The 26,737-nt window shown below is 71.9% G+C and carries 25 protein-coding genes and 1 tRNA gene; 12 read left to right on the plus strand and 14 right to left on the minus strand.

Annotated features, from left to right (window positions below):
- Positions 1–67: 67 nt before the first annotated feature.
- Positions 68–736: a MerR family transcriptional regulator gene (locus tag KBY47_RS10700; protein WP_210920862.1), complete on the plus strand. Its 669-nt coding sequence runs from the start codon at positions 68–70 to the stop codon at positions 734–736.
- Here the strand turns inward: KBY47_RS10700 and KBY47_RS10705 are convergent.
- Positions 724–1,527 carry an exodeoxyribonuclease III gene (locus KBY47_RS10705; RefSeq protein ID WP_210920784.1) on the minus strand — a complete coding sequence of 268 codons (804 nt, stop codon included), beginning with the start codon at positions 1,525–1,527 and terminating at the stop codon, positions 724–726. The genes KBY47_RS10700 and KBY47_RS10705 overlap by 13 nt on opposite strands.
- Before the next feature lie 89 nt (positions 1,528–1,616).
- Here KBY47_RS10705 and KBY47_RS10710 point away from each other — a divergent pair, with 89 nt between their 5' ends.
- The gene (locus KBY47_RS10710) at positions 1,617–2,093 is read left to right on the plus strand and encodes a GNAT family N-acetyltransferase (RefSeq protein WP_210920785.1); all 477 of its coding nucleotides are present in this window, start codon (positions 1,617–1,619) and stop codon (positions 2,091–2,093) included.
- Positions 2,094–2,189: 96 nt separating this feature from the next.
- Here KBY47_RS10710 and KBY47_RS10715 read toward each other — a convergent pair.
- The 7 genes from KBY47_RS10715 to galU all read right to left on the minus strand — a co-directional run bounded on the left by KBY47_RS10715 (position 2,190) and on the right by galU (position 7,646).
- Positions 2,190–2,263: transfer RNA gene (locus KBY47_RS10715), tRNA-Ala, on the minus strand.
- 72 nt (positions 2,264–2,335) lie between these two features.
- The gene (gene glpR / locus KBY47_RS10720) at positions 2,336–3,511 is read right to left on the minus strand and encodes a gephyrin-like molybdotransferase receptor GlpR (protein WP_210920786.1); all 1,176 of its coding nucleotides are present in this window, start codon (positions 3,509–3,511) and stop codon (positions 2,336–2,338) included.
- A gap of 168 nt (positions 3,512–3,679) precedes the next feature.
- Positions 3,680–4,312: a GNAT family N-acetyltransferase gene (locus tag KBY47_RS10725; RefSeq protein ID WP_210920863.1), complete on the minus strand. Its 633-nt coding sequence runs from the start codon at positions 4,310–4,312 to the stop codon at positions 3,680–3,682.
- Positions 4,309–4,848 (minus strand): molybdenum cofactor biosynthesis protein B, encoded by a 540-nt coding sequence (locus KBY47_RS10730; RefSeq protein ID WP_210920787.1) that lies wholly within the window; start codon positions 4,846–4,848, stop codon positions 4,309–4,311. The genes KBY47_RS10725 and KBY47_RS10730 overlap by 4 nt, the downstream gene beginning before the upstream one ends.
- The gene (moaC, locus tag KBY47_RS10735; RefSeq protein ID WP_210920788.1) at positions 4,845–5,324 is read right to left on the minus strand and encodes a cyclic pyranopterin monophosphate synthase MoaC; all 480 of its coding nucleotides are present in this window, start codon (positions 5,322–5,324) and stop codon (positions 4,845–4,847) included. The genes KBY47_RS10730 and moaC overlap by 4 nt, the downstream gene beginning before the upstream one ends.
- Positions 5,325–5,415: 91 nt before the next feature.
- A complete protein-coding gene (gene glp / locus KBY47_RS10740) occupies positions 5,416–6,738 on the minus strand; it encodes a gephyrin-like molybdotransferase Glp (protein WP_210920789.1) in 1,323 nt (440 codons plus the stop codon).
- Positions 6,739–6,743: 5 nt separating this feature from the next.
- Positions 6,744–7,646 (minus strand): UTP--glucose-1-phosphate uridylyltransferase GalU, encoded by a 903-nt coding sequence (galU, locus tag KBY47_RS10745; protein ID WP_210920790.1) that lies wholly within the window; start codon positions 7,644–7,646, stop codon positions 6,744–6,746.
- Positions 7,647–7,749: 103 nt separating this feature from the next.
- Between galU and KBY47_RS10750 the strand changes: the two genes are divergently transcribed.
- The gene (locus tag KBY47_RS10750) at positions 7,750–8,355 is read left to right on the plus strand and encodes a 5-formyltetrahydrofolate cyclo-ligase (protein WP_210920791.1); all 606 of its coding nucleotides are present in this window, start codon (positions 7,750–7,752) and stop codon (positions 8,353–8,355) included.
- A gap of 64 nt (positions 8,356–8,419) precedes the next feature.
- Here KBY47_RS10750 and KBY47_RS10755 read toward each other — a convergent pair whose 3' ends face one another.
- Positions 8,420–11,224, minus strand: coding sequence for a penicillin acylase family protein (locus KBY47_RS10755; RefSeq protein ID WP_210920792.1), 2,805 nt, complete (start codon positions 11,222–11,224; stop codon positions 8,420–8,422).
- A 246-nt stretch (positions 11,225–11,470) separates the two neighbouring features.
- Between KBY47_RS10755 and KBY47_RS10760 the strand changes: the two genes are divergently transcribed.
- The 6 genes from KBY47_RS10760 (at position 11,471) to mscL (ending at position 17,436) form a co-directional block, all read left to right on the plus strand.
- Positions 11,471–13,027 (plus strand): potassium/proton antiporter, encoded by a 1,557-nt coding sequence (locus KBY47_RS10760; protein ID WP_210920793.1) that lies wholly within the window; start codon positions 11,471–11,473, stop codon positions 13,025–13,027.
- 260 nt (positions 13,028–13,287) lie between these two features.
- On the plus strand, positions 13,288–14,583 hold the full coding sequence (locus KBY47_RS10765) for an MFS transporter (RefSeq protein WP_210920794.1): 1,296 nt from the start codon (positions 13,288–13,290) through the stop codon (positions 14,581–14,583).
- A 67-nt stretch (positions 14,584–14,650) separates the two neighbouring features.
- Entirely contained in the window at positions 14,651–14,965 is a 315-nt protein-coding gene (locus tag KBY47_RS10770; RefSeq protein ID WP_210920795.1) for an FmdB family zinc ribbon protein, read from the plus strand.
- Positions 14,966–15,100: 135 nt separating this feature from the next.
- Positions 15,101–15,943 (plus strand): S-methyl-5'-thioadenosine phosphorylase, encoded by an 843-nt coding sequence (locus KBY47_RS10775; RefSeq protein ID WP_210920796.1) that lies wholly within the window; start codon positions 15,101–15,103, stop codon positions 15,941–15,943.
- A 203-nt stretch (positions 15,944–16,146) separates the two neighbouring features.
- A complete protein-coding gene (locus tag KBY47_RS10780; protein ID WP_374103065.1) occupies positions 16,147–16,797 on the plus strand; it encodes an RcpC/CpaB family pilus assembly protein in 651 nt (216 codons plus the stop codon).
- A 162-nt stretch (positions 16,798–16,959) separates the two neighbouring features.
- Positions 16,960–17,436: a large conductance mechanosensitive channel protein MscL gene (gene mscL, locus KBY47_RS10785; protein WP_210920797.1), complete on the plus strand. Its 477-nt coding sequence runs from the start codon at positions 16,960–16,962 to the stop codon at positions 17,434–17,436.
- 31 nt (positions 17,437–17,467) lie between these two features.
- Here the strand turns inward: mscL and KBY47_RS10790 are convergent, their stop codons facing one another.
- Positions 17,468–17,653, minus strand: coding sequence for a hypothetical protein (locus KBY47_RS10790; RefSeq protein ID WP_210920798.1), 186 nt, complete (start codon positions 17,651–17,653; stop codon positions 17,468–17,470).
- 88 nt (positions 17,654–17,741) lie between these two features.
- Between KBY47_RS10790 and KBY47_RS10795 the strand changes: the two genes are divergently transcribed.
- The 3 genes from KBY47_RS10795 to KBY47_RS10805 all read left to right on the plus strand — a co-directional run bounded on the left by KBY47_RS10795 (position 17,742) and on the right by KBY47_RS10805 (position 20,935).
- Complete coding sequence (locus tag KBY47_RS10795) at positions 17,742–18,989, plus strand: low temperature requirement protein A (RefSeq protein ID WP_210920865.1); 1,248 nt, start codon at positions 17,742–17,744, stop codon at positions 18,987–18,989.
- A complete protein-coding gene (locus KBY47_RS10800) occupies positions 18,986–20,011 on the plus strand; it encodes a P1 family peptidase (RefSeq protein WP_210920799.1) in 1,026 nt (341 codons plus the stop codon). The genes KBY47_RS10795 and KBY47_RS10800 overlap by 4 nt, the downstream gene beginning before the upstream one ends.
- 177 nt (positions 20,012–20,188) lie before the next feature.
- Positions 20,189–20,935 (plus strand): DUF6227 family protein, encoded by a 747-nt coding sequence (locus tag KBY47_RS10805; RefSeq protein ID WP_210920800.1) that lies wholly within the window; start codon positions 20,189–20,191, stop codon positions 20,933–20,935.
- Between the two features lie 92 nt (positions 20,936–21,027).
- On the opposite strand, the gene KBY47_RS10810 is transcribed toward KBY47_RS10805, so the two are convergent.
- The 4 genes from KBY47_RS10810 to KBY47_RS10825 all read right to left on the minus strand — a co-directional run bounded on the left by KBY47_RS10810 (position 21,028) and on the right by KBY47_RS10825 (position 26,703).
- On the minus strand, positions 21,028–23,112 hold the full coding sequence (locus KBY47_RS10810) for a fructose-specific PTS transporter subunit EIIC (protein ID WP_210920801.1): 2,085 nt from the start codon (positions 23,110–23,112) through the stop codon (positions 21,028–21,030).
- Positions 23,113–23,279: 167 nt separating this feature from the next.
- A complete protein-coding gene (gene pfkB / locus KBY47_RS10815) occupies positions 23,280–24,227 on the minus strand; it encodes a 1-phosphofructokinase (RefSeq protein ID WP_210920802.1) in 948 nt (315 codons plus the stop codon).
- Positions 24,224–24,985 carry a DeoR/GlpR family DNA-binding transcription regulator gene (locus tag KBY47_RS10820; RefSeq protein ID WP_210920803.1) on the minus strand — a complete coding sequence of 254 codons (762 nt, stop codon included), beginning with the start codon at positions 24,983–24,985 and terminating at the stop codon, positions 24,224–24,226. Before KBY47_RS10820 ends, pfkB begins: the two co-directional genes overlap by 4 nt.
- 203 nt (positions 24,986–25,188) lie before the next feature.
- On the minus strand, positions 25,189–26,703 hold the full coding sequence (locus tag KBY47_RS10825; RefSeq protein WP_210920804.1) for an MFS transporter: 1,515 nt from the start codon (positions 26,701–26,703) through the stop codon (positions 25,189–25,191).
- Positions 26,704–26,737 lie beyond the last annotated feature (34 nt).

Genomic DNA, 26,737 nt, shown 5'->3' on the forward strand with positions numbered 1-26,737 from the left:
GAAAGTTACCGGCGGTACGACTTAGAGTCGGGGCGTGACAGAGGAGCGCGAGACCCGCGAGTACCGCATGGAGGAGCTGGCCCGGCTGGCCGGCATCACCGTCCGCACCCTGCGCTTCTACCGCGAACGCAAGCTGATCCCACCGCCCCGCCGCGAGGGCCGGATAGCGTGGTACGACGACCACCACCTGGCCCGGCTGCGCACCATCGCCGCACTCCTGGAACGCGGCCACACCCTGAACGGCATCGCGGAACTGGCCGACGCCTTCGACCACGGCCGCGGCGTCGGCGACCTCCTCGGCTACGGCCCGCCCACCGAGGAGACCCCGGTCCGCCTCACCCCCGAGGAACTCGCCGCCCGCTTCGAGGGCGAGGTCACCCCGGAGAACCTCGCCGCCGCGATGGACCTCGGCTACCTCGGCACCGACGGCGACGAGATCGTCCACATCAGCCACCGGCTGCTGGACGTGTCCTCGGCACTGGTCCGCGAGGGCATCCCCCTCGCCGAGGTCCTCAAGGCGGGCGCCCGCGTCCGCGAGCACGCCGACGCCCTCGCCGACCTCTTCGCCGAGATGGTCCTGCGCCACGGCACCGAGCCCGACCTCCAGCGCCTGCGCCCGCTGGCCCGCAACGTGGTGGCGGCGGAGCTGTCACTGGCCCTGGACCGCAGAATGCGACGCCAGGACTCCTCGAACTCCTCGAACCCCTCGAACTCTTCGGACTCCTACAGGTCGTAGACCACGGTCACCGGCGCGTGGTCCGACCAGCGCTCGGCATGCGTGGCGGCCCGCTCCACGAACCCCTTGACGGCCTTGCCCGCGAGCCCGGGCGTGGCGACGTGGTAGTCGATCCGCCAGCCGGTGTCGTTGTCGAAGGCCCGCCCCCGGTACGACCACCAGGAGTACGGCCCCTCCACCTCGGGGTGCAGCGCCCGTACGACGTCGACGTACCCCCCGTCGGCCGGGTCCAGGACCCGGGACAGCCACTCGCGCTCCTCCGGCAGGAACCCGGAGTTCTTGGTGTTGCCGCGCCAGTTCCTCAGGTCGGCCCGCTGGTGGGCGATGTTCCAGTCGCCGCAGACGAGGACCTCGCGCCCGTCGGCGGCGGCGCGCTCCCGCAGCCCCTTGAGGTGGGCGAGGAACTCCCCCATGAAGCGGACCTTCTCGTCCTGCCGCTCGGTGCCGACCTCGCCGGACGGGAGGTAGAGGGAGGCGACGGTCACACCGGGCAGGTCGGCCTCGACGTACCGGCCACTGCCGTCGAACTCGGCCGAGCCGAAGCCGACCCGGACGGCGTCGGGCTCGCGGCGGCTGTAGAGGGAGACCCCGGCCCGGCCCTTCGCGGCGGCGGGGGCGTGCAGGACGTGCCAGCCCTCCGGGGCGCGGACCTGCTCGGACAGCTGCTGCGGCTCGGCGCGCACCTCTTGCAGACAGAGCACGTCGGCGGAGGTGTCGGCGAGCCACTCCACGAAGCCCTTCTTCGCGGCGGCCCGCAGCCCGTTCACGTTCACGGAGGTCACAATCAGCACCGGGGCACCATACCCTTACCTTGGACAAAGTCCAGATCCGGGCCGACCGCCCACCAACTCCCCTTCCGCATGATTGTACGATGCATCGCATGAATATTCGCCGGGTCGCCTTCGACCACCCCGACGCCGTCAAGCTCAACGACGAGGTCCAGGCCGAGTACCACGAGCGCTACGGCGACGGCGGCGACGCCACCCCCCTCGACCCGTCCGACTTCACCCCGCCCAACGGCGTCTACCTCATCGCCTACGACACCCAGGACCGCCCCGTGGCCACCGGCGGCTGGCGCAGCCAGGACAAGAACGACGAGGGCAACGAGGACGGCGACGCCGAGCTGAAGCGCATGTTCGTCGTCCGCGAGGCCCGCGGCAACGGACTCGCCCGACGCGTCCTCGCCGCCCTGGAGGACGACGCCCGCGCCGCCGGACGCACCCGCATGGTCCTGGAGACCGGCACCCAGCAGCCGGAGGCCATCGCCCTGTACACCTCCAGCGGCTACGAGCCCTGCGCCAAGTTCGGCTACTACCGCTTCCATGACGCCAGCCGCTGCTTCGCCAAGCCCCTGTGAGCGGCACCGCGATCAGCGCGGGCACCGCCGTGCCACGGCTGACCCCACAACACGATGAAGCCCCAGTCGGTTTCCCGACTGGGGCTTCATGCTGCGTGGACCTGAGGGGATTTGAACCCCTGGCCCCCTCGATGCGAACGAGGTGCGCTACCGGACTGCGCCACAGGCCCTTGCAACGAGTGAAACCTTAGCACCCCGATCCGGGTGCTTGGAAATCCGTTCCCGGCGCAGGTCCGGGGGCTCTACTCGTTGGCCGCGCGGGGGCGGTCGCCGTCCTCGTACTGGTCGAAGAGGGGGGTGCGGCCACCGCGCTCGCGGGAGCGGCGGGCGGAGGCGGCGCGGCGGCGGGCGTCGTCGCGGTCCGCGTCCGGGGCGGCGGGGGCGGGTGGCTCGGGCTCCTCACGCTGGTCCGGCTCGTCCTGGCCCGCGGGACCCGAGCGGGCGGAACTCCAGGCGTCCGGTCCCGCGAGGTCCACGTCCGCCGTCGCGCGCGGCGCCACCGGCGCGGTGACATACGTCGGCAGGGGCACCGGCACCGGGTCCCAGCTGTCGCCCTGGCCGGGCCGCCGCTGCCGCTCACGCTGCTGGTCCACCCACTCGGCGTGGTCGGTCTGCTCGACCAGTGCCCGCCGGTCGGCGGCGAGGGCGGTCAGGCCCGGGTCGGTGTCCGTCGCCGGTCCGTCCTCCTCGGGCTCGTCGGCGTCGGCGGGCGACGACACCGGACGGCGCGGGGCGCGGGCACGCTCACGCAGGTGCTGGGCGGCGGCCTCCGCGCGGCGGCGGTCCATCTGGTAGGTGAAGCGACGGCGCTCCTGGGAGCGCAGGTACGCGATGTAGGCGCTGAGCATCACGGCGGGCACGCCCGGTGCCCACAGGAACGCGAGCCCGCCGACCGCCGCGACGATCGCGCCGAGCGAGAAGGCGAGGAAGAGCATCACCGTCGTACGGCGACGGCGTGCGAGCACCTTCGAGCGCTGGGCGCGTGCTGCCGCCGCCTCCGCGCCGGGCGCGCGCCGGGGCGCCGGGGCGCGGCGCCGGGGTTGCGGGGACGGCCGGGAGGTGGCAGGGGTGGGGTCGGGGGCGGAGGGGACCGGTGTCCGGGTCCGCTCGGGTGCCTGTACCGGCGCCTGGACCGGTGCCTTAGCCGGGGGCATGGCGAAGGCCCGGACGTCCACCGAGTCGGTGACGCCGTCCGGGTCGCCTGGGCCGGGCTCCGCCTGGTCGGTGGAGCGTGCCCGCAGGTCCTTGGCGTATCGGCGCTCCATGGCCGCCCGTCCGGACAGCAACCGGATGGCGGTGCTGAAGCGCTCCGTCGGACGGGCTTCGTTCAGCTCGTCCTGCCTACGGAGCCACATCGGCACCAAGTAGGCGGCCCAGGCCCCGACGATGACTGCGTAGATGAGGCCGCTGCTGCTCACGCCTCACACGGTAGAGGGGTTCGCGTGAGGGCATCCGCCAATTGGGCCGGTGTGTCGCACGATCCGGCTGATATTTCGAACTTTTTTTGTGACCGATGCGATCAACAGCCCGCCGGAACCGTGAATTCTGTGTCCTTCAGCGATCCCTGAACGACAGAATTCGAACGTCTATTCAATTTCCGCGTTGTGCGAGTTCCGCTTCCGCCGCCAGCGGTTCAGCAGGCCGTCGGGTACTTCCTCGGCGGTCAGCGCGAAGACCAGATGGTCCCGCCAGGCCCCGTCGATGTGGAGATAACGGGGCCTGAGGCCCTCCTCACGGAATCCGAGTTTCTCGACCACCCGGCGGCTCGGGCCGTTCTCGGGGCGAATGCAGACCTCGATACGGTGCAGTCCCACCGTGCGGAAACAGTGGTCCACCACCAGGGCGACAGCCGTCGGCATCACCCCGCGTCCGGCCACCGACTGGTCCACCCAGTAACCGACATGGCCCGAGCACATCGAGCCCCAGGTGATTCCCGCGACCGTCAACTGGCCGACCAGCCTGCCCTGGTACTCGATGACGAACGGCAGCATCCGGCCCGCGTTCGCCTCGGCGCGCAGGTGCCGCACCATCTGACGGTAGGTCGGCCGGTGGGTGATCGGCCCGCCGGGCGTGGGCGGCGGGATGGTCGCCTCCCAGGGGCGCAGCCAGTCGCGGTTGCGCCGGTTCACCTCGCGCCACGCCCGCTGGTCGCGCAGCTTTATCGGCCGGAGGACGACATCGCCCTCCGCCAGCTCGACGGGCCACGACGGGCTGTTCAGCTCGCACCCCCACTGCCACCGGGTCTGGGGTGGTCGCCGCCGCGCAGCTGGTCGACGGCGTGGACCAGCAGCGGCTCCAGCACGGCCAGCCCGTCGCGCACCCCGCCCGTGGAGCCCGGCAGGTTCACGATCAGCGTCCCGCCCGCCACCCCGGCCACGCCCCGCGACAGCACCGCCGTGGGCACCTTGTCCCGGCCGTACGCCCGGATCGCCTCCGCGATGCCGGGCACCTCGTGGTCGAGGACCGCGCGGGTCGCCTCCGGGGTGCGGTCGGTGGGCGAGACGCCGGTGCCGCCGGTGGTGACGATCACGTCGTACCCGGCGTCGACCCCGGCGCGCAGGGCGGCCTCGACCGGGTCGCCGTCCGGGACCACCTGCGGGCCGTCCACCGCGAAGCCGAAGCCGCGCAGGCCGTCCGCGATCAGCGGGCCGCCCTTGTCCGCGTAGACACCGGCGGCGGCCCGGTTGGAGGCCGTGACCACCAGGGCGCTGTACGGCGCGGTCAGCGCGCCGCCAACTGATGTGTCGAGGGTCATGCCCGGCTCCAGTCGCCCGACTTGCCGCCCGTCTTCTCCTCCACCCGTACGTCCGTGATGACCGCTCCCTTGTCGACCGCCTTGACCATGTCGATCACGGTGAGCGCGGCGACCGAGACCGCGGTGAGGGCCTCCATCTCCACGCCCGTGCGGTCGGTCGTCCTCACCGTGGCGGCGATCTCCACGGCGTCGTCCGCGACCGACAAGTCCAGTTTCACACCCGACACCGACAACGGGTGGCACAGCGGGATCAGGTCCGGGGTGCGCTTGGCGCCCATGATCCCGGCGATCCGCGCGGTGGCCAGCGCGTCGCCCTTGGGGACGCCCTCCCCGCGCAGCAGCTCGATCACACGGGGCGAGACGAGGACGCGTCCGCTCGCGCGCGCGGTGCGGGCGGTGACGTCCTTCTCCGATACGTCGACCATGCGGGCCGCGCCCGCCTCGTCGATGTGCGTCAGTCGGTCCTGCGTACTCATGCTCGTGTGGCGCTCCCGGTCCGGGGTGGGCCCGGTGCGGTGCGGCGCGCGGGCCTGTCGTGCGCGACACGGTACCCCCAACCGGTGGCCCTCAGCCGAGCAGGACCACCTCGACCTCGGTGCCGGGCTCGACGGCCGCCACGTCCTCCGGGACGACGATCAGCGCGTCCGCGTGCGCGAGGGCGGCGACCAGATGGGAGCCGGCGCCGCCGACCGGGGTGACCGCGCCGTCGGCGTACGTCCCGCGCAGGAACTGTCTGCGGCCCTTGGGCGACGACAGCGGCTTCCCGGCCGTGAGGGTCGCGCGTACGCGCGGGCGGTGGACGTCCTCCAGACCCATGAGGGTGCGGATCGCGGGGCGCACGAACAGCTCGAAGGAGACGTACGACGAGACCGGGTTGCCGGGCAGGGCCAGCAGCGGGGTGTGGTCGGGGCCGATGGACCCGAAGCCCTGCGGCTTGCCGGGCTGCATGGCCAGCTTGCGGAACTCGATGCCGCCGCCGGGCTCGTCCTCGTCACCGACGTACGACAGCGCCTCCTTGACGACGTCGTACGCGCCGACGCTGACCCCGCCGGTGGTCACCATCAGGTCGGCGCGCACCAGCTGGTCCTCGATGGTGGTGCGCAGGGTCTCGGCGTCGTCGGCGACCGCGCCGACCCGGTAGGCGATGGCCCCGGCGTCACGGGCGGCGGCCGTGAGGGCGAAGCTGTTGGAGTCGTAGATCTGACCGGGCGCCAGCTCCCCGTCGGGCTGGACGAGTTCGCTGCCGGTGGAGAGCACCACCACGCGCGGACGGGGGCGCACCCGGACCGTGCCGCGGCCGATGGCGGCGAGCAGGGAGATCTGCGGCGGGCCGAGCACCGTCCCGGCCGCCAGGGCGCGGTCGCCCGCCTTCACGTCGCTGCCCTGGGCACGCACATGCGCGCGTGCCTCGGCCGCGCGGTACACCTGGACCTGCCCGGTCGCGGCCTCGGGGGCGAGGCTGCGGGCCCGCATCCCGGTGACCGGGCCCTCGCCGAGCCCGCCGTCGGTCCACTCCACGGGGACGACCGCCTCGGCGCCGGGCGGCAGCGGGGCGCCGGTCATGATGCGGGCGGCCTGGCCGGGCCCCACGTGCAGCAGCTCGGCCGCGCCCGCGGCGACGTCCCCGACGACCTCCAGGGACGCCGGGTACTCCTCGCTGGCGCCCGCGACATCCGCGACCCGGACCGCGTACCCGTCCATCGAGCTGTTGTCGAACGGCGGCAGCGAGACCGGCACCGTGATGTCGTCGACCAGGACGCAGCCCTGGGCATCGAGCAGTTGCAGCTCGATGGGGTCGAGGGGACGGACGGTGGCGAGGATGTCCTCCAGGTGTTCGTCCACCGACCACAGGTGGTCCTGGCCGGTGGCGCGGGGCGCGGCGGTGCTCAAGGTGGCTACATCTCCTCGGTGACGTAACTGCGCAGCCAGGTCCGGAAGTCCGGGCCCAGGTCCTCACGTTCGCACGCGAGCCTGACAATGGCACGCAGATAGTCGCCGCGGTCGCCGGTGTCATAGCGGCGGCCCTTGAAGACGACGCCGTGCACCGGGCCGCCGACCTTCTCGTCCGCCGCGAGCTGCTGGAGGGCGTCGGTCAGCTGGATCTCGCCGCCGCGGCCGGGCTCCGTGGTGCGCAGTATGCCGAAGACGGCGGGGTCGAGGACGTAGCGGCCGATGATGGCGTAGTTCGAGGGGGCGTCCGCGGCGTCCGGCTTCTCGACCAGACCGTTGACCTTGACGACGTCGCTGTCCTCGGTGGTGTCGACGGCGGCGCAGCCGTAGAGGTGGATCTGCTCGGGCGCGACCTCCATCAGGGCGATCACGCTGCCGCCGTACTGCTCCTGGACCTCGATCATCCGCTTCAGCAGGGGGTCCCGGGCGTCGATGAGGTCGTCGCCGAGGAGGACGGCGAAGGGCTCGTCGCCGACGTGCGGGGCGGCGCACAGCACGGCGTGGCCGAGGCCCCTGGGGTCGCCCTGGCGGACGTAGTGCATGGTGGCGAGGTCGCTGGACTCCTGGACCTTGGCGAGCCGTTCGGCGTCGCCCTTCTTCTCCAGGGCGGACTCAAGCTCGTAGTTGCGGTCGAAGTGGTCCTCGAGGGGGCGCTTGTTGCGGCCCGTGATCATGAGAACGTCGTCGAGACCGGCGGACACGGCCTCCTCGACCACATACTGGATCGCGGGCTTGTCCACGACCGGCAGCATCTCCTTGGGAGTCGCCTTGGTCGCCGGCAGGAACCGGGTGCCGAGGCCTGCTGCGGGGATGACAGCCTTGCTGATCCTGGGGTGCGACTGAGTCATGCCCGACACCATAACCGGTGCCTTTGTGTGGAATCTGAGGCTCCGAGCGTTTGGCTCATATGAGCACATTCACGAAGGGAATGGGGTACGACAGGTGCGCCAGATGGGGTCCGGGGCCGAGCCTGACAAGCGAACGTTGCGACGGGAGTTCCTCGCGGTGAGGAACAGGTTGACAGCGGATGACGTGCGGGAATCCGGCGCTGCGCTGGCGCGGCACGCGCTCGCCCTGCCCGAGTTGGCGCATGCGCGCACGGTGGCGGCGTACGTCTCCGTGGGGAGCGAGCCCGACACGCTCGCGCTGCTGGACGCGCTGCGCGCGCGGGGCGTGTGCGTCCTGCTTCCGGTGCTGCTGCCCGACAACGACCTGGACTGGGGCGAGTACACCGGCGAGGGCTCGCTCGCGCGGGTGCGGCACGGCGGGCGGATGGCGCTGCTGGAGCCCGTCGGCGAGCGGCTCGGACCGGACGCCGTCGCCGCCGCCGACGCCGTGCTGCTGCCCGGCCTCGCCGTCGACACACGCGGGATGCGGCTGGGCCGCGGCGGAGGGTCGTACGACCGTGTCCTCGCCCGGCTGGACCGCGCGGGTGTCCGTCCGGCGCTGGTGGTGCTGCTCTACGACACGGAGGTCGTCGGGCACGTCCCTGAGGAGCCGCACGACCGGCCGGTGCGGGCGGTGGTGACGCCGTCCGGGGTGCGGCGCTTCTCCTGAACCTCCTCGAACACCGGAAGGGGCCGTCACGCGCGCGTGACGGCCCCTTCCCGAGGGGTCCCGGTCAGGGCTTGAGCACCAGCGTGTCGCTCGTGCTGTCGTCGACCGCCTTGTCGGTGAATGCCCACGGCAGCAGTTCGCCGTTGGCCCACTTGTCGGTCTGGTCGACGTAGTGGGCGTTGTAGGCGTGGCCGGAGGCGCCGGTGAGGTTGATCCACTGGGACTTGTCGAGGTTGTCGAGGTTGACCACCATCCGCATCGACGGCACCCAGACGACGCCGAAGCCGCCCGCCGCGTTCCAGCCGGTCGCGTTGACCGTGGCCTCGCCTCCGCTGAGCTTCCAGGGGCCGCGGTTGAGGACGTACTGGACGAAGCCGGGGCCGGAGGTGCCGAGCGTCTGGTTCTTCAGGAACAGGCGGTGCAGCCGTCCCCAGCTCCAGGTGTCGATGTCCTTGCCCAGCTTGGCGGTCAGCTCCCAGCGGGCGTCGATCAGGGCCCGCTTGAACAGGTCGTCACGGTTGGCGGAGGCCGGCGGGCGGGTGCCCGACCGGGGCGTGGTCCACCAGTCGCTGTCCTTGTCGTCCATCAGGTTGCGGACCACCTCGAACCAGCGGTCGCCGCCGTCCGGCTGGGCCTGCTCGGCGTCGCGCTGACCGCACTCGCGGACCTTCTCCACCTCGTCCGCCGGACCGGTGGTGTTGACCGGGTCGACCCACAGGCACTGGCCCTTGACGCGCAGCTCCTTGGGCAGCTTGTTGCCGAAGGACAGCTTGAGGATGTTGCGCCACACCGAGTTGAAGTAGGCGGCCGCCGCCGAGTCGGCGTCCTGGGTGTAGTCCCAGCCCTCCAGCAGCTTCTGCGCCGCGCGGACGTCCTTGTCGCCGACGTCGATCTTCAGCAGCTGGGGGACGAGCAGCTTCGCGATCTCGCTGCTGTTGTCCATCTGCATCTGGCGCATGTCGTCGGTGGAGATCTTGCCGTCGCCCTTGATCTTCGACTCGATCAGGTCGGTGATGCGCTGGCTGCGGGTGCCGTAGCCCCAGTCCGTGGTGAGCGTGTAGGGGTAGTCCTTGCCGACGACGGCCTGGTTGGCGGTCACGATGTAGCCGCGCTCGGGGTTGTACTCGTACGGCAGCTCGTCCTGCTCGATGTAACCGGTCCAGCGGTACTTGGCGTCCCAGCCCGGCGCGGGGATGGAGCCGTCGTGGTTCTTCGCGCGCGTGGGGATCTTCCCCGGCAGGGTGTAGCCGATGTTGTTGTCGGTGTCGGCGTAGACCAGGTTCTGCGAGGGCACCTCGAACAGTGCGGCCGCCGCCCGGAAGTCGTCCCAGTCGGCCGCCTTGTTCATCGCGAAGACGGCGTCCATGGTGGTGCCCGCCTCCAGCGCGGTCCAGCGCAGGGCGATGCCGTAGCCGTCGCCCCGGTCGGGCGCCGCGGTGTCGACGGTGGCCTTCTTGCCGACCTTGACCAGCTCGTCGTCGCGGTCGGACAGCAGCGGGCCGTTGTTGGTCTCCCGGACGACGATCCGCTTGGAGGCGCCCCCGGCGACCTTGATGGTCTCCTCGCGCGTGGTGAACGGGACGACCTTGCCGTCGTACTGGTAGCCCTCGCCGGTGAGCTTCTCCAGGTAGAGGTCGGTGACGTCGACGCCGGAGTTGGTCATGCCCCAGGAGATGTCCTGGTTGTGGCCGATTATGACGCCCGGCAGGCCCGCGAAGGTGTAGCCCGCGACGTCGTACTGGCACTTCTCCGAGACGCTGCGGCAGTGCAGGCCCATCTGGTACCAGACGGACGGCAGCGAGGCCGACAGGTGCGGGTCGTTGGCGAGCAGGGGCTTGCCGCTGATGGTGTGCGCGCCGCCGACGACCCAGGAGTTGGAGCCGATGCCGTTGCCGTTGACACCGACGGCGGTGGGCAGGTCCTCCAGGAGGCCGTAGAGGCCGCCGAGCTGGGTCTGGAGGGCGTCGGTGGAACCCGTCGACGTGCCGAGCGGATCGGTGCCGCTCGGGTCGGTGCCGACGCCGCCCGTGGAGCCCTCGGTGCCGGTGCCGGTGCCGGTGTCCGTGCCGGTGCCGCTGTCGCCCTGCGTCCACGCCCCGGTCAGCTCGTCGTACTGACCCTCCTGGACGATCGCCTTGTTACGGCTGTAGGGGTACTGCGGGTACAGCTCCGCGATCTGCTGGGGGCCGAGACGGCTGGTCATCAGCGCCCGGTCGATCTCGTCCTCCATGTTGCCGCGCAGGTCCCACGCCATCGCCTTCAGCCAGGAGACCGAGTCGACCGGGGTCCACTTCGCGGGCTTGTAGTCGTTGGTGAAGCCCAGCGCCGCGTACTCCAGCGAGATGTCCTCGCCGTCCTTGCCCTCCAGATAGGCGTTGACCCCCTTGGCGTACGCCTGGAGGTACGTCTTCGTCTCGTCCGACAGCTTGCTGTCGTACTCCTCGCGCGCGATCCGGTCCCAGCCCAGGGTGCGCAGGAACTCGTCGTTGTCCACCTGGCTCTTGCCGAACATCTCCGACAGGCGGCCGGACGTCATGTGGCGGCGGACGTCCATCTCATAGAACCGGTCCTGCGCCTGGACGAAACCCTGCGCCATGAAGAGGTCCTCGTCGGAGGAGGCGTAGACCTGCGGGATGCCGTAGCCGTCCCGCTTGACGTCGACCGGCCCGGAGAGGCCGTCGAGCGTGATCGAGCCCTTCGTCTGCGGGAAGGAGGCCCGCACGGTGCTGATGGACCAGTACGCCCCGTAGGCGACGCCGCCGATGATGGCCAGTACCAGCACGAACACGATCAGGCGGGCTCCGCGTCCCTTCTTCCTGCCGGACTTGCCGGGCTGCTGACCCGTTGAGGCGGTGGTGTTGGGGGGCATCGCTGTCCTTGCTGTCCTAACGCGAGCGGCAGGTCGGGCTGTGATTTTGAATGAGCGCTGGAGCAACCATAGGCGCAGCGCCTTGAGCCAGTTGACGCGGAGTGGGGAACCGGGACGGACGGACGTTCGATCATGCCTGTCCTCGCGTCAAGAAATCGTCAAGAGTTAGGTAAGGTAATGAAGTAACCGATTGGTTGATACGAAGCCCAGGGCCGGCCGCGGGGGCGCGCCGCCGCTTCGTGTCCCATGCTCGAAGGCGTTCACGCGCGCGTGCCGCACGTGAGCCAGGGAAGGGAACGGCCGCTGACTGTCCACGACCTCAACCAGCTCCTGCTCGTCTCCTCGCTCGTCCTGCTCGTCGCCGTCGCAGCGGTCCGGGTCTCCTCGCGCAGCGGGCTCCCCAGCCTGCTCGTGTACCTCGGCATCGGCATGGCCATGGGCCAGGACGGCATCGGCGACATCCACTTCGACAACGCCGAACTGACCCAGGTCATCGGGTACGCCGCCCTCGTCGTGATCCTCGCCGAGGGCGGACTCGGCACGAAGTGGAAGGAGATCAGACCCGCCCTGCCCGCCGCCTCCGCGCTGGCGCTGGCCGGGGTCGCGGTGAGCGTGGGCGTCACGGCGGCCGGAGCGCACTACCTGACCGGGCTGGAGTGGCGCCAGGCCCTCATCGTCGGCGCGGTGGTCTCCTCCACCGACGCGGCGGCCGTCTTCTCCGTCCTGCGGCGTATCCCGCTGCCCGCGCGCGTGACGGGCACCCTGGAGGCCGAGTCCGGCTTCAACGACGCCCCCGTCGTCATCCTCGTCGTCGCATTCTCCACCGCCGGGCCGATCGAGAACTGGTACACGCTGCTCGGCAAGATCAGCCTGCAACTGGCCATCGGCGCCGCCATCGGCCTGGCCGTCGGCTGGCTCGGTTCCTGGGCGCTGCGGCACGTGGCCCTGCCCGCCTCCGGCCTCTACCCCATCGCCGTGATGGCGATCGCCGTCAGCGCCTACGCGCTCGGCGCCATCGCCGAGGGCAGCGGCTTCCTCGCGGTGTACCTCGCCTCCATGGTCATGGGCAACGCCCGGCTGCCGCACTGGCCCGCCACCCGCGGCTTCGCCGACGGCCTCGGCTGGATCGCCCAGATCGGCATGTTCGTCCTGCTCGGACTGCTGGTCACCCCGCACGAACTGGGCGCCGACATCCTCGCCGGACTCGTCATCGGGCTGGTCCTCACCGTCGTCGCCCGCCCGCTCAGCGTCTTCCTCTGCCTGCCGCCGTTCCGGGTGCCCTGGCGGGAGCAGGCCCTGATGTCCTGGGCCGGGCTGCGCGGCGCCGTGCCCATCATCCTGGCGACCATCCCCATGGTGAACGGCGTCGAGGGCAGCCGGCGGATCTTCAACATCGTCTTCGTGCTGGTCGTCGTCTACACTCTGATCCAGGGTCCGACCCTGCCCTGGCTCGCCCGCAAGCTGCGCCTCGGCGACAGCTCCGGGGCCGCCGACCTCGGCATCGAGTCGGCGCCCCTGGAGCGGCTGCGCGGGCACCTGCTGTCCCTCGCGATCCCCGAGGGCTCGCGGATGCACGGCGTCGAGGTGGCCGAGCTGCGGCTGCCCGCCGGGGCCGCCGTCACCCTCGTCGTCCGGGAGGGCACCTCGTTCGTACCGCTGCCGACGACCGTGCTGCGGCGCGGCGACGAACTGCTCGTCGTCACCACCGACCCCACCCGGGAGGCCGCCGAGCGGCGCCTGCGGGCCGTCGGCCGCGGCGGCAAGCTGGCCGGGTGGCTGGGCACCAACGGCGGCGAGACGTAGTCACGGGTGGTAATCGCAGGTGGCGAGTCCTGTGGTGCTCGCTTTCACAGGTGCGCCGCCCGCCGCTCCTTGTACCATGTGGGTGAACCACCTGATCGAACCAACTCTGCCTGACGCAGAGCTGGCGCGACCGTATGGCGGCCGGGTAGCCCGCTGGAGCAGCGGGCACCGGTATCTACCGCATCCGCGCACGAGGACAGCTCTCGGCGCCGCCCCCACCCGAAGGGGCCGCGCTACCAGGCGGCAGAAAGGCACGGGCCGTGGAGTCCACGGTCACCTCGTCGAAGGAGCCGAAGAACTCGGCGTCCTCCTCCCGCCAGGGTTACGGACAGCTGCTGCGCACCCGCGGCGCCTGGACGTTTCTGCTGCCCGGGTTCGCGGCACGCCAGCCGTTCGCGATGCTCACCCTCTCCATCGTGCTGCTCGTACAGCACACCACCGGCTCCTACGGCGCGGCAGGCGCCGTCGCGGCCGTCACCGGCGTCTCCATGGCGCTGTTCGCGCCCTACAGCGGCCGTCTCGCCGACCGCTTCGGACAGCGCGCCGTCCTGGTCCCCGGGGTGCTGGCGCACACCGTGTCCGGACTCGCCCTGACCGCGCTCGCGCTGGCCGACGCTCCCCTGTGGGCGCTGTTCGTGGCGGCCGTCCCGACCGGCGCCTCGGTGCCCCAGATCGGCCCCATGGTGCGCGCCCGCTGGGGCGTCAAGCTCCAGGGCTCCCCCCTGATGACCACCGCCGCCGCCTTCGAGTCGGTCACGGACGAGCTGACCTTCGTCGTCGGCCCACTGCTCGCGACCGCCCTGTGCACCACCGTCGACCCGGCCGCCGGCCTGGTCGCGGAGGCCACGCTGACCCTGGTCGGCGGTCTGCTGTTCGCCGCCCAGCGCTCCACCCAGCCCCAGGTCTCGACCGGCGCCCACGCGCGCGTGAAGCACGCCTCCGCGCTGCGCGTACCCGGCGTGCGGGTGCTGATCGTGGCGTTCCTGGGCATCGGCTCCGTCTTCGGCGGCATGCAGGTCTCCCTGGCCGCGTTCACCGAGTCCATCGGCGAGCCCGGCCTGAACGGCGTCCTGTACGGCGTCTTCGCCGCGGGCAACATGATCTCCGGCATCGTCTGCGGCGCCATCGCCTGGAAGTCCGCCCCGCAGCACCGCCTGGTCGTCGGCTACGCCGCCCTCGCGCTGGTCGCGTCCGGGCTGTGGGCCACCCAGTCGGTGGTCGTCCTCGCCGGACTCGGTCTGCTGGTCGGCATGGCCATCGCGCCCGCCCTGATCACCGGCTACACCCTGGTGGAGGGCCTGGTCCCGGCCGGTGCCCGCACCGAGGCGTTCACCTGGCTGACCGGCGCGGTCGCCCTCGGCCAGGCCGCCGCGGTCACGGTCGCCGGGCAGCTGGAGGACCGCGTGGGCGACGGCGCCGGGTTCCTGGTGCCGATGGGCGGCACGCTGCTCGCCCTGGTGACCGTGTTGGCGCTGCGCTCGCGTCTGAGGGCACCGGCAAGCTCGCGGACCGTCGCACGTGGTGTCGGTCACCGCGCCCCGGTGACAGTGGACTGATCGGCGGGAATACGTCACTATGGAGCGTCGTTAGCACTCATCGAGTGAGAGTGCCAGGAGGAAGACAGTGCCGACCTACCAGTACCAGTGCACCGAGTGCGGCGAGGGCCTCGAGGCGGTGCAGAAGTTCACCGACGACGCCCTGACCGAGTGCCCCAACTGCGGTGGCCGCCTCAAGAAGGTGTTCTCCGCGGTCGGCATCGTGTTCAAGGGCTCCGGCTTCTACCGCAACGACAGCCGCGGCTCCTCGTCGAGCAGCAGCCCGGCGTCGTCCAAGCCGTCGACGTCCTCTTCCGCTTCTTCGACGTCCTCGTCGTCGTCCTCCGACTCGAAGTCGTCGAGCGGCAGCACCACCTCCAGCTCCTCCAGCTCCGCCGCGTAGCACTCAGCGCGCCTTCGCCCGGACCCTGTCGTCGACCGACGGCGGGGTCCTCGGCGTATCCGGGCCTCTCGGCGGCGTACCTGGGTTTCCCGGCGGCGTATCTGGGTTTCCCGGCGGCCAGCTAGGGTCAGGGGCATGGCGAACAAGGTGAACGCCGAGATCGGCGTGATCGGTGGCTCCGGCTTCTACTCGTTCCTCGACGACGTGACCGAGGTCCAGGTGGACACGCCGTACGGAGCGCCCAGTGACTCCCTCTTCCTAGGCGAGATCGCCGGCCGTCGGGTCGCCTTCCTGCCCCGGCATGGACGCGGCCACCATCTGCCGCCGCACCGGATCAACTACCGCGCCAACCTGTGGGCGCTGCGGTCGGTCGGGGTGCGCCAGGTCCTCGGGCCGTGCGCGGTGGGCGGACTGCGGCCCGAGTACGGGCCGGGCACGCTGCTCGTGCCGGACCAGCTGGTCGACCGCACGAAGTCCCGGGCCTCGTCGTACTTCGACGGCCTCCCGCTGCCCGACGGCCGGGTGCCGAACGTCGTGCACGTGTCCCTGGCCGACCCGTACTGCCCCACCGGGCGCGCGGCGGCGCTGAAGGCGGCCCGCGGACGGGACTGGGAGCCGGTGGACGGCGGCACGCTGGTCGTGGTCGAGGGGCCGCGGTTCTCGACCCGTGCGGAATCGTTGTGGCACCGGGCGCAGGGCTGGTCCGTGGTCGGCATGACCGGCCACCCCGAGGCGGCGCTCGCCCGGGAGCTGGAGCTGTGCTACGCGTCCATGGCCCTGGTCACCGACCTGGACGCGGGCGCCGAGACCGGCGAGGGCGTCTCTCACGACGAGGTGCTGCGGGTGTTCGCGGCGAACGTGGACCGGCTGCGGGGCGTGCTCTTCGACGCGGTGGCCGCGCTGCCCGCGACCGAGGAGCGGGACTGTCTGTGCACGACTGCGCTGGGCGGTATGGATCCGGGGTTCGAGCTGCCGTAGGTGAGGCGGGGCGGGGGGTGAGGCGGCGCGACGCGGGGCAGGGCGCGGCGGGGCGCGGCGGCGGAACTTCTCGTTCGAGTGGGCGAGTTGTCCACAACCTGTGAGTAGTGCACGGGCTCCGGCGGGCCACGCCGGGAGGCCTCATCGTGGACGGGCAAGCCGATCCGTTGCCGCGTCTCGCGCCGTCCCAGGTGGTGGTCCCCGTGCCCGTGTCTCCTCCCTCGCCGTCTTCTTCGTCCTTCTCCCCTTCCTCCTGCGCGGCTCCGCTGCCGTTCCCGTCCGGCACCGAGGTGCCTCCCGGCCGTGAGGTGCCCGGCTTCGCTCCCGTTCGGGTGCGTGGCGGGCGGGCGGGGTTGCGCCGGTTGGTACGGCATCGGCGGCGGGCCGTAGCCGCCGGGCTGGCCGTCACCGCCGCCGCGCTGGTGGCCGCCGGGCCACGTGCACCGTCGGAACCCGCGCGGGACGCGCAGGCCTCCCGCGGCCACCCTGTCGTGCGGCCGGAGCGGGAGCCGGGCCGGGCGGACGAGCGGCGCGGCGACCGGCGGGTGACCGCACCGGTGCGGATCGCCGACGCGGCCACGGCGCGGCTGCTGCGGCCCGGCGACCGGGTCGATGTCATCGCCGCGGAGGAGACGGCGACCGGCCAAGAGGCCAGGGTGGTCGCGCGCGGCGCGGTGGTCAGCAGGACACCCGAGCCGTTGCGGGCCACCGCCGATCCGGACGACGCGACCGTGACGGACCTGGACGGGTCGACCGAAACCGGTGCGCTGGTGCTGCTCTCCGTCCCGCGCTCGGCGGCGGCGGACCTGGCGGGCGCGAGCGCCACGGCACGGCTGGCGGTGACGCTGTGGTGATCGGTGCGCCACGCCCTGTGCGCACAGCCGGACCTGACGCTACATCAAGCCGCCTCCTCGAACGCCCCCGTTGGACAGTCCCGCAGGGCCCTGACGTAGGTTGCGGAGCGTTTTGTTCCGTGACTTGTTCCGCGCCGTGGGCGCGTGAGGAGAGGCTCCTAAGTGAGCGAGAAGCAGGGACCGAGCGTCTGGCAGGGCTTCAAGACCTTCCTGATGCGCGGGAACGTCATCGACCTGGCCGTGGCGGTGGTCATCGGCGCCGCCTTCACCAACATCGTCAACTCGGTGGTGAAGGGCGTCATCAACCCACTGGTCGGCGCGATCGGCACACAGAACCTCGACAGCTACCAGTCATGCCTGAAGGGCCCCTGCGTGGTGGCCGAGGACGGCACGGTCACCAGCGGCGTGACGATCCTCTGGGGGTCCGTGCTGGGGGCCACGCTCAGCTTCGTGATCACCGCGGCGGTGGTCTACTTCATCATGGTCCTGCCGATGTCGAAGTACCTGGCCCGGCAGGAGGCCCGCCGCAAGGCGCGGGAAGGCACCCACGAGGTCATCGAGGTGACCGAGCTGGAGGTGCTCAAGGAGATCCGCGACGCCCTGGTCGCGCAGCGGGGCACGGGGCCCGACCGGCGCTGACGTCGGCCCGCGGGCGGGCCGGGACCGGCGGTCAGAGGTGGTGCGGCGGCTTCTCGTCGAGGAAGCGCTTCAGGTCGTCCGCGCTGTCCCCGCCCGTCGTACCCGGCCGCTCGCCCCACCCGCGGTCCGTGTCGTCCGAGGACTGCTGGTCCAGCGGGTCGTCGAAGATCAGCGGGGCCTTGGGCTCGCGCGGCTCGGGGGCGGATGCGGTGGTCATGCCTCCAGGGTACGGGGCCCGGGACGCGCGCTTTCGTACGCTGGTTCCGAAGACTTTCGGCCAGGTATCTGCTGGACTTGATCTCATGATGTCCAGTTCAACACCGCCCACCGGACCGGCCGAGTCTTCCGGCGGGCGGTTCCCACAGGCTCCGGTGCGGCCGCTCATCGCCCGCACCCGCACCGAGGTGCACCGCGGCGCCACCCCGCTTGAGCTGTTCTTCGACCTCTGCTTCGTGGTGGCCGTCGCCCAGGCGGGCGTCCAGCTGGTGCACGCCCTCGCGGAGGGCCATGTCGGCGAGGGCATCCTGGACTACGCGATGGTGTTCTTCGCCATCTGGTGGGCCTGGATGAACTTCACCTGGTTCGCCTCGGCGTACGACAACGACGACGCGCTGTACCGGGTCGTCACCCTGGTGCAGATGGCGGGCGTCCTGGTGCTCGCCGCGGGGGTGACGCGGGCCTTCGACGACCACGACTACGGGCTCGTGGTGCTGGGCTATGTGTTCATGCGCGTGGCGATGGCCGCGCAGTGGCTGCGGGCCGCGAGAACGGCCCGGGGCGCCGAGAGAACGGTCGCCGTGCGGTACGCGGTCGGGGTGCTGGTCTGCCAGGTCGGCTGGATGGGACTGCTGGTCCTGCCGGAACCCGTCCGCCCCTGGCTGTTCCTGGCGATGGCGGTCGCGGAGCTGTCCGTACCGGTGATCGCGGAACGCAGCCGCCCCACGACCTGGCACCCCCGGCACATCGCCGAACGGTACGGACTGTTCACGATCATCGTGCTCGGCGAGACGATCCTCGCGGCCACGGTCGCCGTGAAGTCGGCCGCCGACGAGCACGAGGCGCTGGGTGAGCTGCTGCCGATCGCCACGGGCGGGCTGCTGATCGTGTTCTCCGCCTGGTGGATCTACTTCGTGGTGCCGATCCACGGGCATCTGCGCTCCAACAGACAGTCGTTCCTGTGGGGTTACGGCCACTATCTGATCTTCGCGTCGGCCGCGGCGATCGGCGCGGGCCTGGAGGTGGCGGTCGAGCAGGCGGTCGGCGTGGCCCACATCTCCACCCTGGCCGCCTCCGCGTCGGTGACCCTGCCCGCCGCGCTGTACCTGCTGTCCGTATGGGCCCTGCACGCACGGCACTTCAAGGTGGGCCTGGCCCAGCAGATCGTCCTGCCGACCACGGCGCTGCTGGTGATCTGCTGCACCTTCCTCGGCGACTGGGCGGTCCTGGCGGCGGGCGTGGTGTCGGGACTCTCGGTGGCGACCGGCGTGATCCTGTCGGCGCGCACGACCGCGACCCGAGAACACCGGACACCGGACAGCACACTGACCTCATGACAGCAGACGCATTGACGGACGTGGCCGGGCTGCGGGTGGGACATGCGACGCGGAACGGGGACGGGTGGCTCACCGGTACGACGGTCGTGCTCGCACCGCAGGGCGGCGCGGTCGCCGCGGTGGACGTGCGCGGCGGCGGACCCGGCACCAAGGAGACCGACGCCCTCGATCCGCGCAACCTGGTGCAGAAGGCCGAGGCGGTGGTCCTGACGGGCGGCAGCGCCTACGGACTGGACGCGGCGTCCGGGGTGATGGCCTGGCTGGAGGAGCAGCGGCGGGGGGTGCGGGTCGGGCCGGACCCGGCGCATGTGGTGCCGGTGGTGCCCGCCGCCTGCGTCTTCGACCTGGGGCGCGGCGGTGACTTCCGGGCCAGGCCGGACGCTGCGCTCGGCCGGGCGGCCGTCGAGGCGGCCGCGGCCACCGAGTACGGCGGGCCGGTGGCGGAGGGCTGCGTCGGCGCCGGGACGGGGGCGGTGGTCGGGACGGTGAAGGGCGGCGTCGGCACCGCGAGCACCCTGCTCGGCTCGGGGATCACGGTGGCGGCGCTGGTGGTGGCGAACGCGGCGGGAGAGGGGGTGGACCCGGAGACGGGGGTGCTGTATGGGGAGCTGTTCCAGGGACGGGTGGAGTATCCGGAAGCACGGGTGCACGAGGCGGCGCGCGGGCGGCTGGCGGAGGTCGCGGCCAGGAACGCGCCACCCCCGCTGAACACCACGCTCGCGGTCGTCGCCACCGACGCGGAGCTGTCGAAGGCGCAGGCGCAGAAGCTGGCCGGTACCTCCCACGACGGGATCGCGCGGGCGGTGCGGCCGGTGCACCTCCTCAGCGACGGCGACACGGTGTTCGCGCTGGCGACCGGGGAACGCCCGCTGGACCCGCACCCGCTGGCGCTGAACGAGGTCCTCGCCGCGGGCGCGGACATGGTGACCAGGGCGATCGTGCGGGCGCTGCGGGCGGCGGAGCCGGTGGCGGGCCCCGGGGGCGCCTGGCCCTCCTACCGGGAGCTGTACGGGGATCGATAGGCGGCGAGAAGTGGCCGGGGGTGCCGAAGGTTTGACGGATCGTCGGCAATGCGGGAACTTTTCGCGCGGGGCGGCCGTTTTCCCGGCGTACGTTTTCTCGGTTCCCGGACATGATGTCCGATCGAGGGGCTACGGTATGCACCCACAAGGTGACATGCAGCAACGCCAGGAGAAACCTTGAGCGTTCCGTACGAGACGGCACCGTACGAACCGTCCGAGTCGCCCGAGTCTCCGGAGGAGCACCTCGCGCGACTGCTCGGCCGTGCACTGAACTCCTTCGAACTGCCCGACGAGACGATAAGGCGGCTCGACAGCGCGCTGGCCCACGACAGCTCCCTGCACTCCGCGCACCACGGCGCGGGCCTGCACCGGGAGACCTACCGCCACACATGGCTGCTGACGGACGGTTCGGCGCTCACCCTGTGGGAGCTGGTCCACAACACCGCGCCGGATCACGGCTTGCAGCGTGAGGTGTATGTCGACGAGGAGGAGCTGCGGGTGGCCACCGGGCGGCTGCCGATGCCTCCGGACGCCCCGGACTTCGAGCTTCCGGTGCTGGTGGAGCTGTCGCCGCTTCCCGAGCCGCGGCACGCGTATGTGCCGGACGACTCGGCGGACCACGCGCGCCGGCTGCTGCGCCGCGCGGAGAATCCGGACCGGCCGGGCGCGGACACGGCGGCCCTGCTGACCACGGCGTTCGCGCATCAGATCACCCAGGCGTTCGGGCGTCCGTGCCGGGCGGGCCGGATCGGCATGGGCTTCTCGCTGTACGAGCACGCGTTCCTGCTCCGCGACGGCCAGGAGGTCTCCCTGTGGGAGGTCGAGCACACGGCCACGCCCGACGGGCGGCACATGTGCGAGGTCTACCCGACGGAGGACGCCGCCCGGGACGCCATGGAACGCCGCGCGGCGCAGGTCCCCTGACCCGGCGCCCCGCGACAAACAGCGATCCGCACACGCGCCGGGCGGCGCGGGTCCGCTGACCCGCGCCGCCCGGTGCTGCGTGTGTGGGTGCGTTACGCCGCCACCGCCTGCTTCGTGCCGGTGGTCGCGGTCGTCGCGCCGCCCGGTGCCTCGGACGACTCGGTGCCCCGCACCGGCCCCCGCAGGCCCTTCAGCAGGATCACCAGGCCCGCCGTGACCGCCGTACCGGCCGCGATGGCCAGCAGGTAGAGGAACGGCTTGCCGATCAGGAAGGTGACCCAGACGCCGCCGTGGGGGGCGCGCAGGGTGGAGCCGAAGGCCATGGTCAGCGCGCCGGTGACCGCGCCGCCCGCCATCGAGGCGGGGATGACCCGCAGCGGGTCGGCGGCGGCGAAGGGGATCGCGCCCTCGGAGATGAAGGAGGCGCCGAGGACCCAGGCGGCCTTGCCGTTCTCCCGCTCGGCCGTGGTGAACAGCTTCTTGCGCACCACGGTCGCCAGGGCCATGCCCAGCGGCGGCACCATGCCCGCCGCCATCACCGCGGCCATGATCTTCATCGCGGAGTCGCTGGGCGCGGCGACGGAGATACCGGCGGTGGCGAAGGTGTAGGCGACCTTGTTGACGGGCCCGCCGAGGTCGAAGCACATCATCAGGCCGAGGAGGATGCCGAGGAGGACGGCGTTGGTGCCGGACAGGCCGTTCAGCCAGTCGGTCAGGGCGTTCTGCGCCTCGGAGATCGGCTTGCCGATCACCACGAACATCAGGAACCCGACGACCGCCGAGGAGACCAGCGGGATCACCACCACCGGCATGATGCCGCGCAGCACGGGTGGGATGTCGATGCGCTGGATGGCGAGGACGACGCCACCGGCGATCAGACCTGCGACCAGACCGCCGAGGAACCCGGCGCCGATGGTCAGCGAGATCGCGCCGCCGACGAAGCCGGGCACGAGGCCGGGCCGGTCGGCCATGCCGTAGGCGATGTACCCGGCGAGGACGGGGACGAGGAAGCCGAAGGCGGCGGCGCCGATCTGGAACAGCAGCGCGCCCCAGCTGTCGACCTGCCCCCAGTCGAAGTGCTCGGTGACGGACTTGGCCTCGTTGATCTGGTAGCCGCCGATCGCGAAGCCGAGCGCGATGAGCAGACCGCCCGCGGCGACGAACGGCACCATGTAACTCACGCCGGACATCAGCCACTTGCGCAGCTTGGTGCCATAGCCCTCGCCGGGCTCACCGGCCCGGTCGACGGGGGTGGAGCCGGGCCGGGCGGCGGCCGTGACCTCGCCGCGGGCGGCCTTCTCGCGCACCTCGGCGATCAGTTCGGCGGGCCGGTTGATGCCCGCCTTCACCCCGACGTCGACGGTGGGCTTCCCGGCGAAGCGGTCCTTCTCCCGTACGGCGACATCGTGGGCGAAGATCACGCCGTCCGCCGCCGCGATGACCGCGGGGTCGAGGCGGGTGAACCCGGCCGAGCCCTGGGTCTCGACGACGACCTCGACGCCTTCGGTGTCACGGCCGGCGTTCTCCAGGGCCTCGGCGGCCATGTAGGTGTGCGCGATACCGGTGGGACAGGAGGTGACGGCGACGATCCGGAACGGGCCGTCCGGCACCCGGTCGTCAGCGTCATCGGCGTCGTCGCCGCCCTCGGCGCCTTCGGTGACCGTGGCGGCGTCGGTGGAGGCCGCCGCCGAGGCCGCCACGGAGTCTGCCGCGCCCGGCGCGTCGGCGGCCGGGGCTTCCTCCCCCCGTATCAGCGCCGCCGCTGCCGCCGCGTCGGTCACGGAGCGCAGCGCGCCCGTGAACTCGGCGTCCGTCAGCTTGCGGGCCAGCGACGAGAGGATCGTGAGGTGGGCGTCGTCGGCCCCGGCGGGCGCGGCGATCAGGAAGATCAGGTCGGCGGGCCCGTCCGCCGCCCCGAAGTCGATCCCGGCCGCGCTGCGCCCGAAGGCGAGCGTCGGCTCGGTGACATGTTCGCTACGGCAGTGCGGGATGCCGATGCCGCCGTCGAGGCCGGTCGGCATCTGCTCCTCACGGGCCGCCACGTCGGCGAGGAAGCCGTCGAGGTCGGTCACCCGGCCGAGGGCGACCATGCGCTCGGCGAGGGCCCGCGCCGCGGCTTCCTTGGTGTCGGCGGACAGGTCGAGGTCGACCAGATCCACGTTGATCATGTCGCTCATCGCGGGCTCCTTAGCACGCGTATCGCCCGTTTCGGGGTGGGGAGATGGGCGGGGGTGGGGACGGGGTGCGGTGGGGGGCTGTGGGGCTCAGGGGCTGCCTACGGGGATGACAGCCGACTGGTGGGCTGCGCGTACAGCCGGTCGATAGGCGGCGCGTAAGGGCCCGTTCATGACACCGGCTCCGAAAGTTCCCGGTCCACCGGTACCTCCGCCGTCACCGTCACCGCCGCCGGGTCCAGGTCCCCGGGCGTCGGCATCACGCTGCCGGGCAGCTGGACGGCGGCGGCGCCGTGGGCGATGGCGGAGGCGAGGGCGTCCGGCCCCCGGCCGCCCGCGATCAGGAAACCGGCGAGGGAGGAGTCCCCGGCGCCGACGTTGCTGCGTACGACGTCGACGTGGGCGCTGCCGTACCAGGTCCCCGCGCCGTCGACGAGGAGCTGACCGTCGGCGCCGAGGCTGGCGAGGACCGCGCCCGCGCCGCGCTCGCGCAGTTCCTCGGCGGCCTTCACCGCGTCGCCCACGGTGGCCAGCGGCCGTCCGACCGCCTCGGCCAGTTCCTCGGCGTTCGGCTTGACGACGTCGGGGCGTTCGCGCAGCGCGGCCAGCAGGGCGGGGCCCGAGGTGTCCAGGGCGATGCGGGTGCCCGCGGCGTGGGCGCGGGCGACCAGGTCGGCGTACCAGGAAGGGGCGAGGCCGCGGGGCAGGCTGCCGCAGCAGGCGATCCAGTCGGCGTCGCGGGACTGCCGCCGTACGGTCTCCAGGAGCAGTTCCTGCTCCGCCGCGGACAGTTCCGGACCAGGCGCGTTGATCTTGGTCAGTACCCCGTCCGCCTCCGCGAGGGCGATGTTGGAGCGGGTCGCCCCGGCCACCGGGACCGGCGCCACCTCGATGCCCTGCGCGTCGAGCAGTTCGGCGACGAGCGCGCCCGGCGCACCACCCAGGGGCAGTACGGCGACCGTGCGCCGTCCGGCGGCCGCGACGGCGCGCGAGACGTTGACGCCCTTGCCGCCGGGGTCCATGCGCTCGCCGGTGGCGCGGATGACCTCGCCGCGCTCCAGCGAGGGCACCTCGTAGGTGCGGTCGAGGGACGGGTTGGGGGTGACGGTGAGGATCATGCGCGCACCACTTCCGTACCGCCCCGCTCGATGGCGGCGGCGTCCTCGGGGTTCAGCCCGCTGTCGGTGATCAGCAGGTCCACATCGCCCAGCGCGCCGAAGCGGGCGAAGTGCTCCTGGCCGTGCTTGGCGGAGTCGGCGAGCAGCACGACCCGGCGGGCCGCCGCCATCGCCGCCCGCTTCACCGCCGCCTCGGCGAGGTCGGGGGTGGTCAGCCCGTGCTCGGCGGAGAAGCCGTTGGCGGCCACGAACAGCACGTCGGCGCGGATCTCGCCGTACGCCCGCAACGCCCAGGCGTCCACGGCGGCGCGCGTACGGTGCCGGACGCGCCCCCCGACGAGGTGCAGCTGGATGCCGGGGTGGTCGGCGAGCCGGGCGGCGATCGGCAGGCTGTGGGTGACGACGGTGAGGTCGGCCTCCAGCGGGACGGCGGCGGCGAGGCGGGCCACGGTCGTACCGGCGTCGAGGATGAGCGTGCCCTCGGTCGGCAGTTCCGCAACGGCGGCCTTGGCGATGCGGTCCTTCTCGTCGGTGGAGGTGGACTCGCGCTCGGCGAGGTCCGGCTCGAAGTCGAGCCGCCCGACCGGGATGGCGCCGCCGTGCACCCGGCGGACCAGGCCCGCGCGGTCGAGGGCCTTCAGGTCCCGGCGGATCGTCTCCGCCGTGACCTGGAGTTCCTCGGCGAGCGAGACCACGTCCACCCGGCCGCTGTCGCGGGCGAGCCGGAGGATCTCCTGCTGCCGCTCCGGTGCGTACATGCCCGTTCGCCTCCGCTTCCGTCTGGCTTTCTGCCCGAACGTGTGGTTTCAGTGCGGAGGCTACGCCCGGATTTCCGGAAAGTAAACAGGCTCGGGCTTCAAGCGGACATGAACGGGCTCACCCACCCCTCGGGGAGCCGGGACACAGGTGTGGCCCGGCATCACCCCGATGCCGGGCCACCCGCAAACTCACACCCCTCGGCTCACCCCACCAGCTCAGGCTCCTTGACCGCCGGACCCTCCGCGGCCGAAGAACCCTCCACATGCTGCGCGGGCCGCTTCGGCAGCGCGAACATCAGCAGGAAGATCACGCCCATCACCGCGGCGACCCACCCGACCGAGTGCTGGAAGGCGTCCACGAACTCCGCGCCGACCCGCGCGGGGGCCACCCGCTCGTCGATCACCCCGAAGAACACCACCGAAACCAGCCCGAGCCCCAGCGCGTTGCCCATCTGCTGCACGGTGTTGATCAGCCCGGACGCCGATCCGGCGTGCTCGTGCGGCACCTCCGACAGGATCGCGTCCGTCAGCGGGGCGAAGATCAGGCCCATGCCCGCGCCCATGACGACCAGCGGCAGCATCATCTGCCAGGAGGAGATGCCGAGGCCGTACCGCTCGGCCTCCCACAGGTAGATCAGCAGCCCGGACGCCAGCACCAGCGCGCCCGCCTGGAGCACCTTGCGCCCGAACCGCGGCACCAGCTTCTGCACCGACATCCCCGCCGCCACCGACACCGACACCGAGAACGGCACCCCGGTCAGCCCGGCCCGCAGCGGGCTCCAGCCGAGGCCGATCTGCATGTAGAGGGTCCACACCAGGAAGAAGATGCCGAGCCCGATCCCGAAGACGGTCTGTACGGCGATGCCCGCCGCGAAGCTCTTCACCCGGAACAGCGACAGCTCGATCAGCGGCGAACCGTCCCGCGCGCTCTTGCGCCGCTCGTACGCCACCAGCGCCCCGAACACCCCCAGCGCGCCGCCCATCGACACATACCCCCACAGCGGCCAGCCCAGCTCATGCCCGCGGGTCAGCGGGTACAGCAGCATCAGCAGCCCCAGCGTCACCAGCGCCACACCCACCAGGTCCAGACGCAGGGCCCGCGGGGCCTTGGACTCGGTGATGAAACGACGGCCGAGGATCAGCCCGGCGATGCCGACCGGCAGGTTGATCAGGAAGATCGGCCGCCATTCGAGCCCGAAGAGGTTCCACTGCGTCAGCAGCGCGCCCAGCAGCGGCCCGGACACCGCCCCAAGACCCACGATCGCGCCGAACAGCCCGAACACCTTGCCCCGCTCGTGCGCCGGGAAGGTGGCGTGCACGATCGCCAGCACCTGCGGCACCATCAGCGCCGCCATACCGCCCTGGAGGATGCGGGAGGCCACCAGCATCTCCGGGTTCACCGCGAACCCGCACAGCGCCGAGGCGAGCGTGAAGCCACCGATACCGATCAGGAACAGCCGCTTACGGCCATGGATGTCACCCAGCCGACCGCCGGTGATCAGGCCCGCGGCGAAGGCGAGCGCGTACCCCGCGGTTATCCACTGGATCTGGCTGAAGGACGCGCCCGCGTCCCGCTGGATGGAGGGGATCGCGACATTGACGATCGTGACGTCGACGAGGTCCATGAAGGCCGCCGTCATGATGATCGCGAGGGCGAGCCAGCGGCGCCGGTCGGCGGTGCTCCCGCCCGAGGTCGGAGTCGTTTCGGTGGAGGTCATACCTCGACGCTAGAACCCCAGTAGGACAGATCAT

The organism is Streptomyces sp. B93 (assembly GCF_018070565.1).
Lineage (GTDB): Bacteria > Actinomycetota > Actinomycetes > Streptomycetales > Streptomycetaceae > Streptomyces.

Excerpts from the sequence above, each read along its gene's own strand:
- KBY47_RS10700 (WP_210920862.1), top strand. The coding sequence starts at position 68 with ATGGAGGAGCTGGCCCGGCTGGCCGGCATCACCGTCCGCACCCTGCGC.
- KBY47_RS10710 (WP_210920785.1), top strand. The coding sequence starts at position 1,617 with ATGAATATTCGCCGGGTCGCCTTCGACCACCCCGACGCCGTCAAGCTC.
- KBY47_RS10730 (WP_210920787.1), bottom strand. The coding sequence starts at position 4,848 with ATGACCCTCGACACATCAGTTGGCGGCGCGCTGACCGCGCCGTACAGC.
- moaC (WP_210920788.1), bottom strand. The coding sequence starts at position 5,324 with ATGAGTACGCAGGACCGACTGACGCACATCGACGAGGCGGGCGCGGCC.
- galU (WP_210920790.1), bottom strand. The coding sequence starts at position 7,646 with ATGACTCAGTCGCACCCCAGGATCAGCAAGGCTGTCATCCCCGCAGCA.
- KBY47_RS10750 (WP_210920791.1), top strand. The coding sequence starts at position 7,750 with ATGGGGTCCGGGGCCGAGCCTGACAAGCGAACGTTGCGACGGGAGTTC.
- KBY47_RS10755 (WP_210920792.1), bottom strand. The coding sequence starts at position 11,224 with ATGCCCCCCAACACCACCGCCTCAACGGGTCAGCAGCCCGGCAAGTCC.
- KBY47_RS10760 (WP_210920793.1), top strand. The coding sequence starts at position 11,471 with ATGCTCGAAGGCGTTCACGCGCGCGTGCCGCACGTGAGCCAGGGAAGG.
- KBY47_RS10775 (WP_210920796.1), top strand. The coding sequence starts at position 15,101 with ATGGCGAACAAGGTGAACGCCGAGATCGGCGTGATCGGTGGCTCCGGC.
- KBY47_RS10790 (WP_210920798.1), bottom strand. The coding sequence starts at position 17,653 with ATGACCACCGCATCCGCCCCCGAGCCGCGCGAGCCCAAGGCCCCGCTG.
- KBY47_RS10795 (WP_210920865.1), top strand. The coding sequence starts at position 17,742 with ATGTCCAGTTCAACACCGCCCACCGGACCGGCCGAGTCTTCCGGCGGG.
- KBY47_RS10800 (WP_210920799.1), top strand. The coding sequence starts at position 18,986 with ATGACAGCAGACGCATTGACGGACGTGGCCGGGCTGCGGGTGGGACAT.
- KBY47_RS10810 (WP_210920801.1), bottom strand. The coding sequence starts at position 23,112 with ATGAGCGACATGATCAACGTGGATCTGGTCGACCTCGACCTGTCCGCC.
- pfkB (WP_210920802.1), bottom strand. The coding sequence starts at position 24,227 with ATGATCCTCACCGTCACCCCCAACCCGTCCCTCGACCGCACCTACGAG.
- KBY47_RS10820 (WP_210920803.1), bottom strand. The coding sequence starts at position 24,985 with ATGTACGCACCGGAGCGGCAGCAGGAGATCCTCCGGCTCGCCCGCGAC.
- KBY47_RS10825 (WP_210920804.1), bottom strand. The coding sequence starts at position 26,703 with ATGACCTCCACCGAAACGACTCCGACCTCGGGCGGGAGCACCGCCGAC.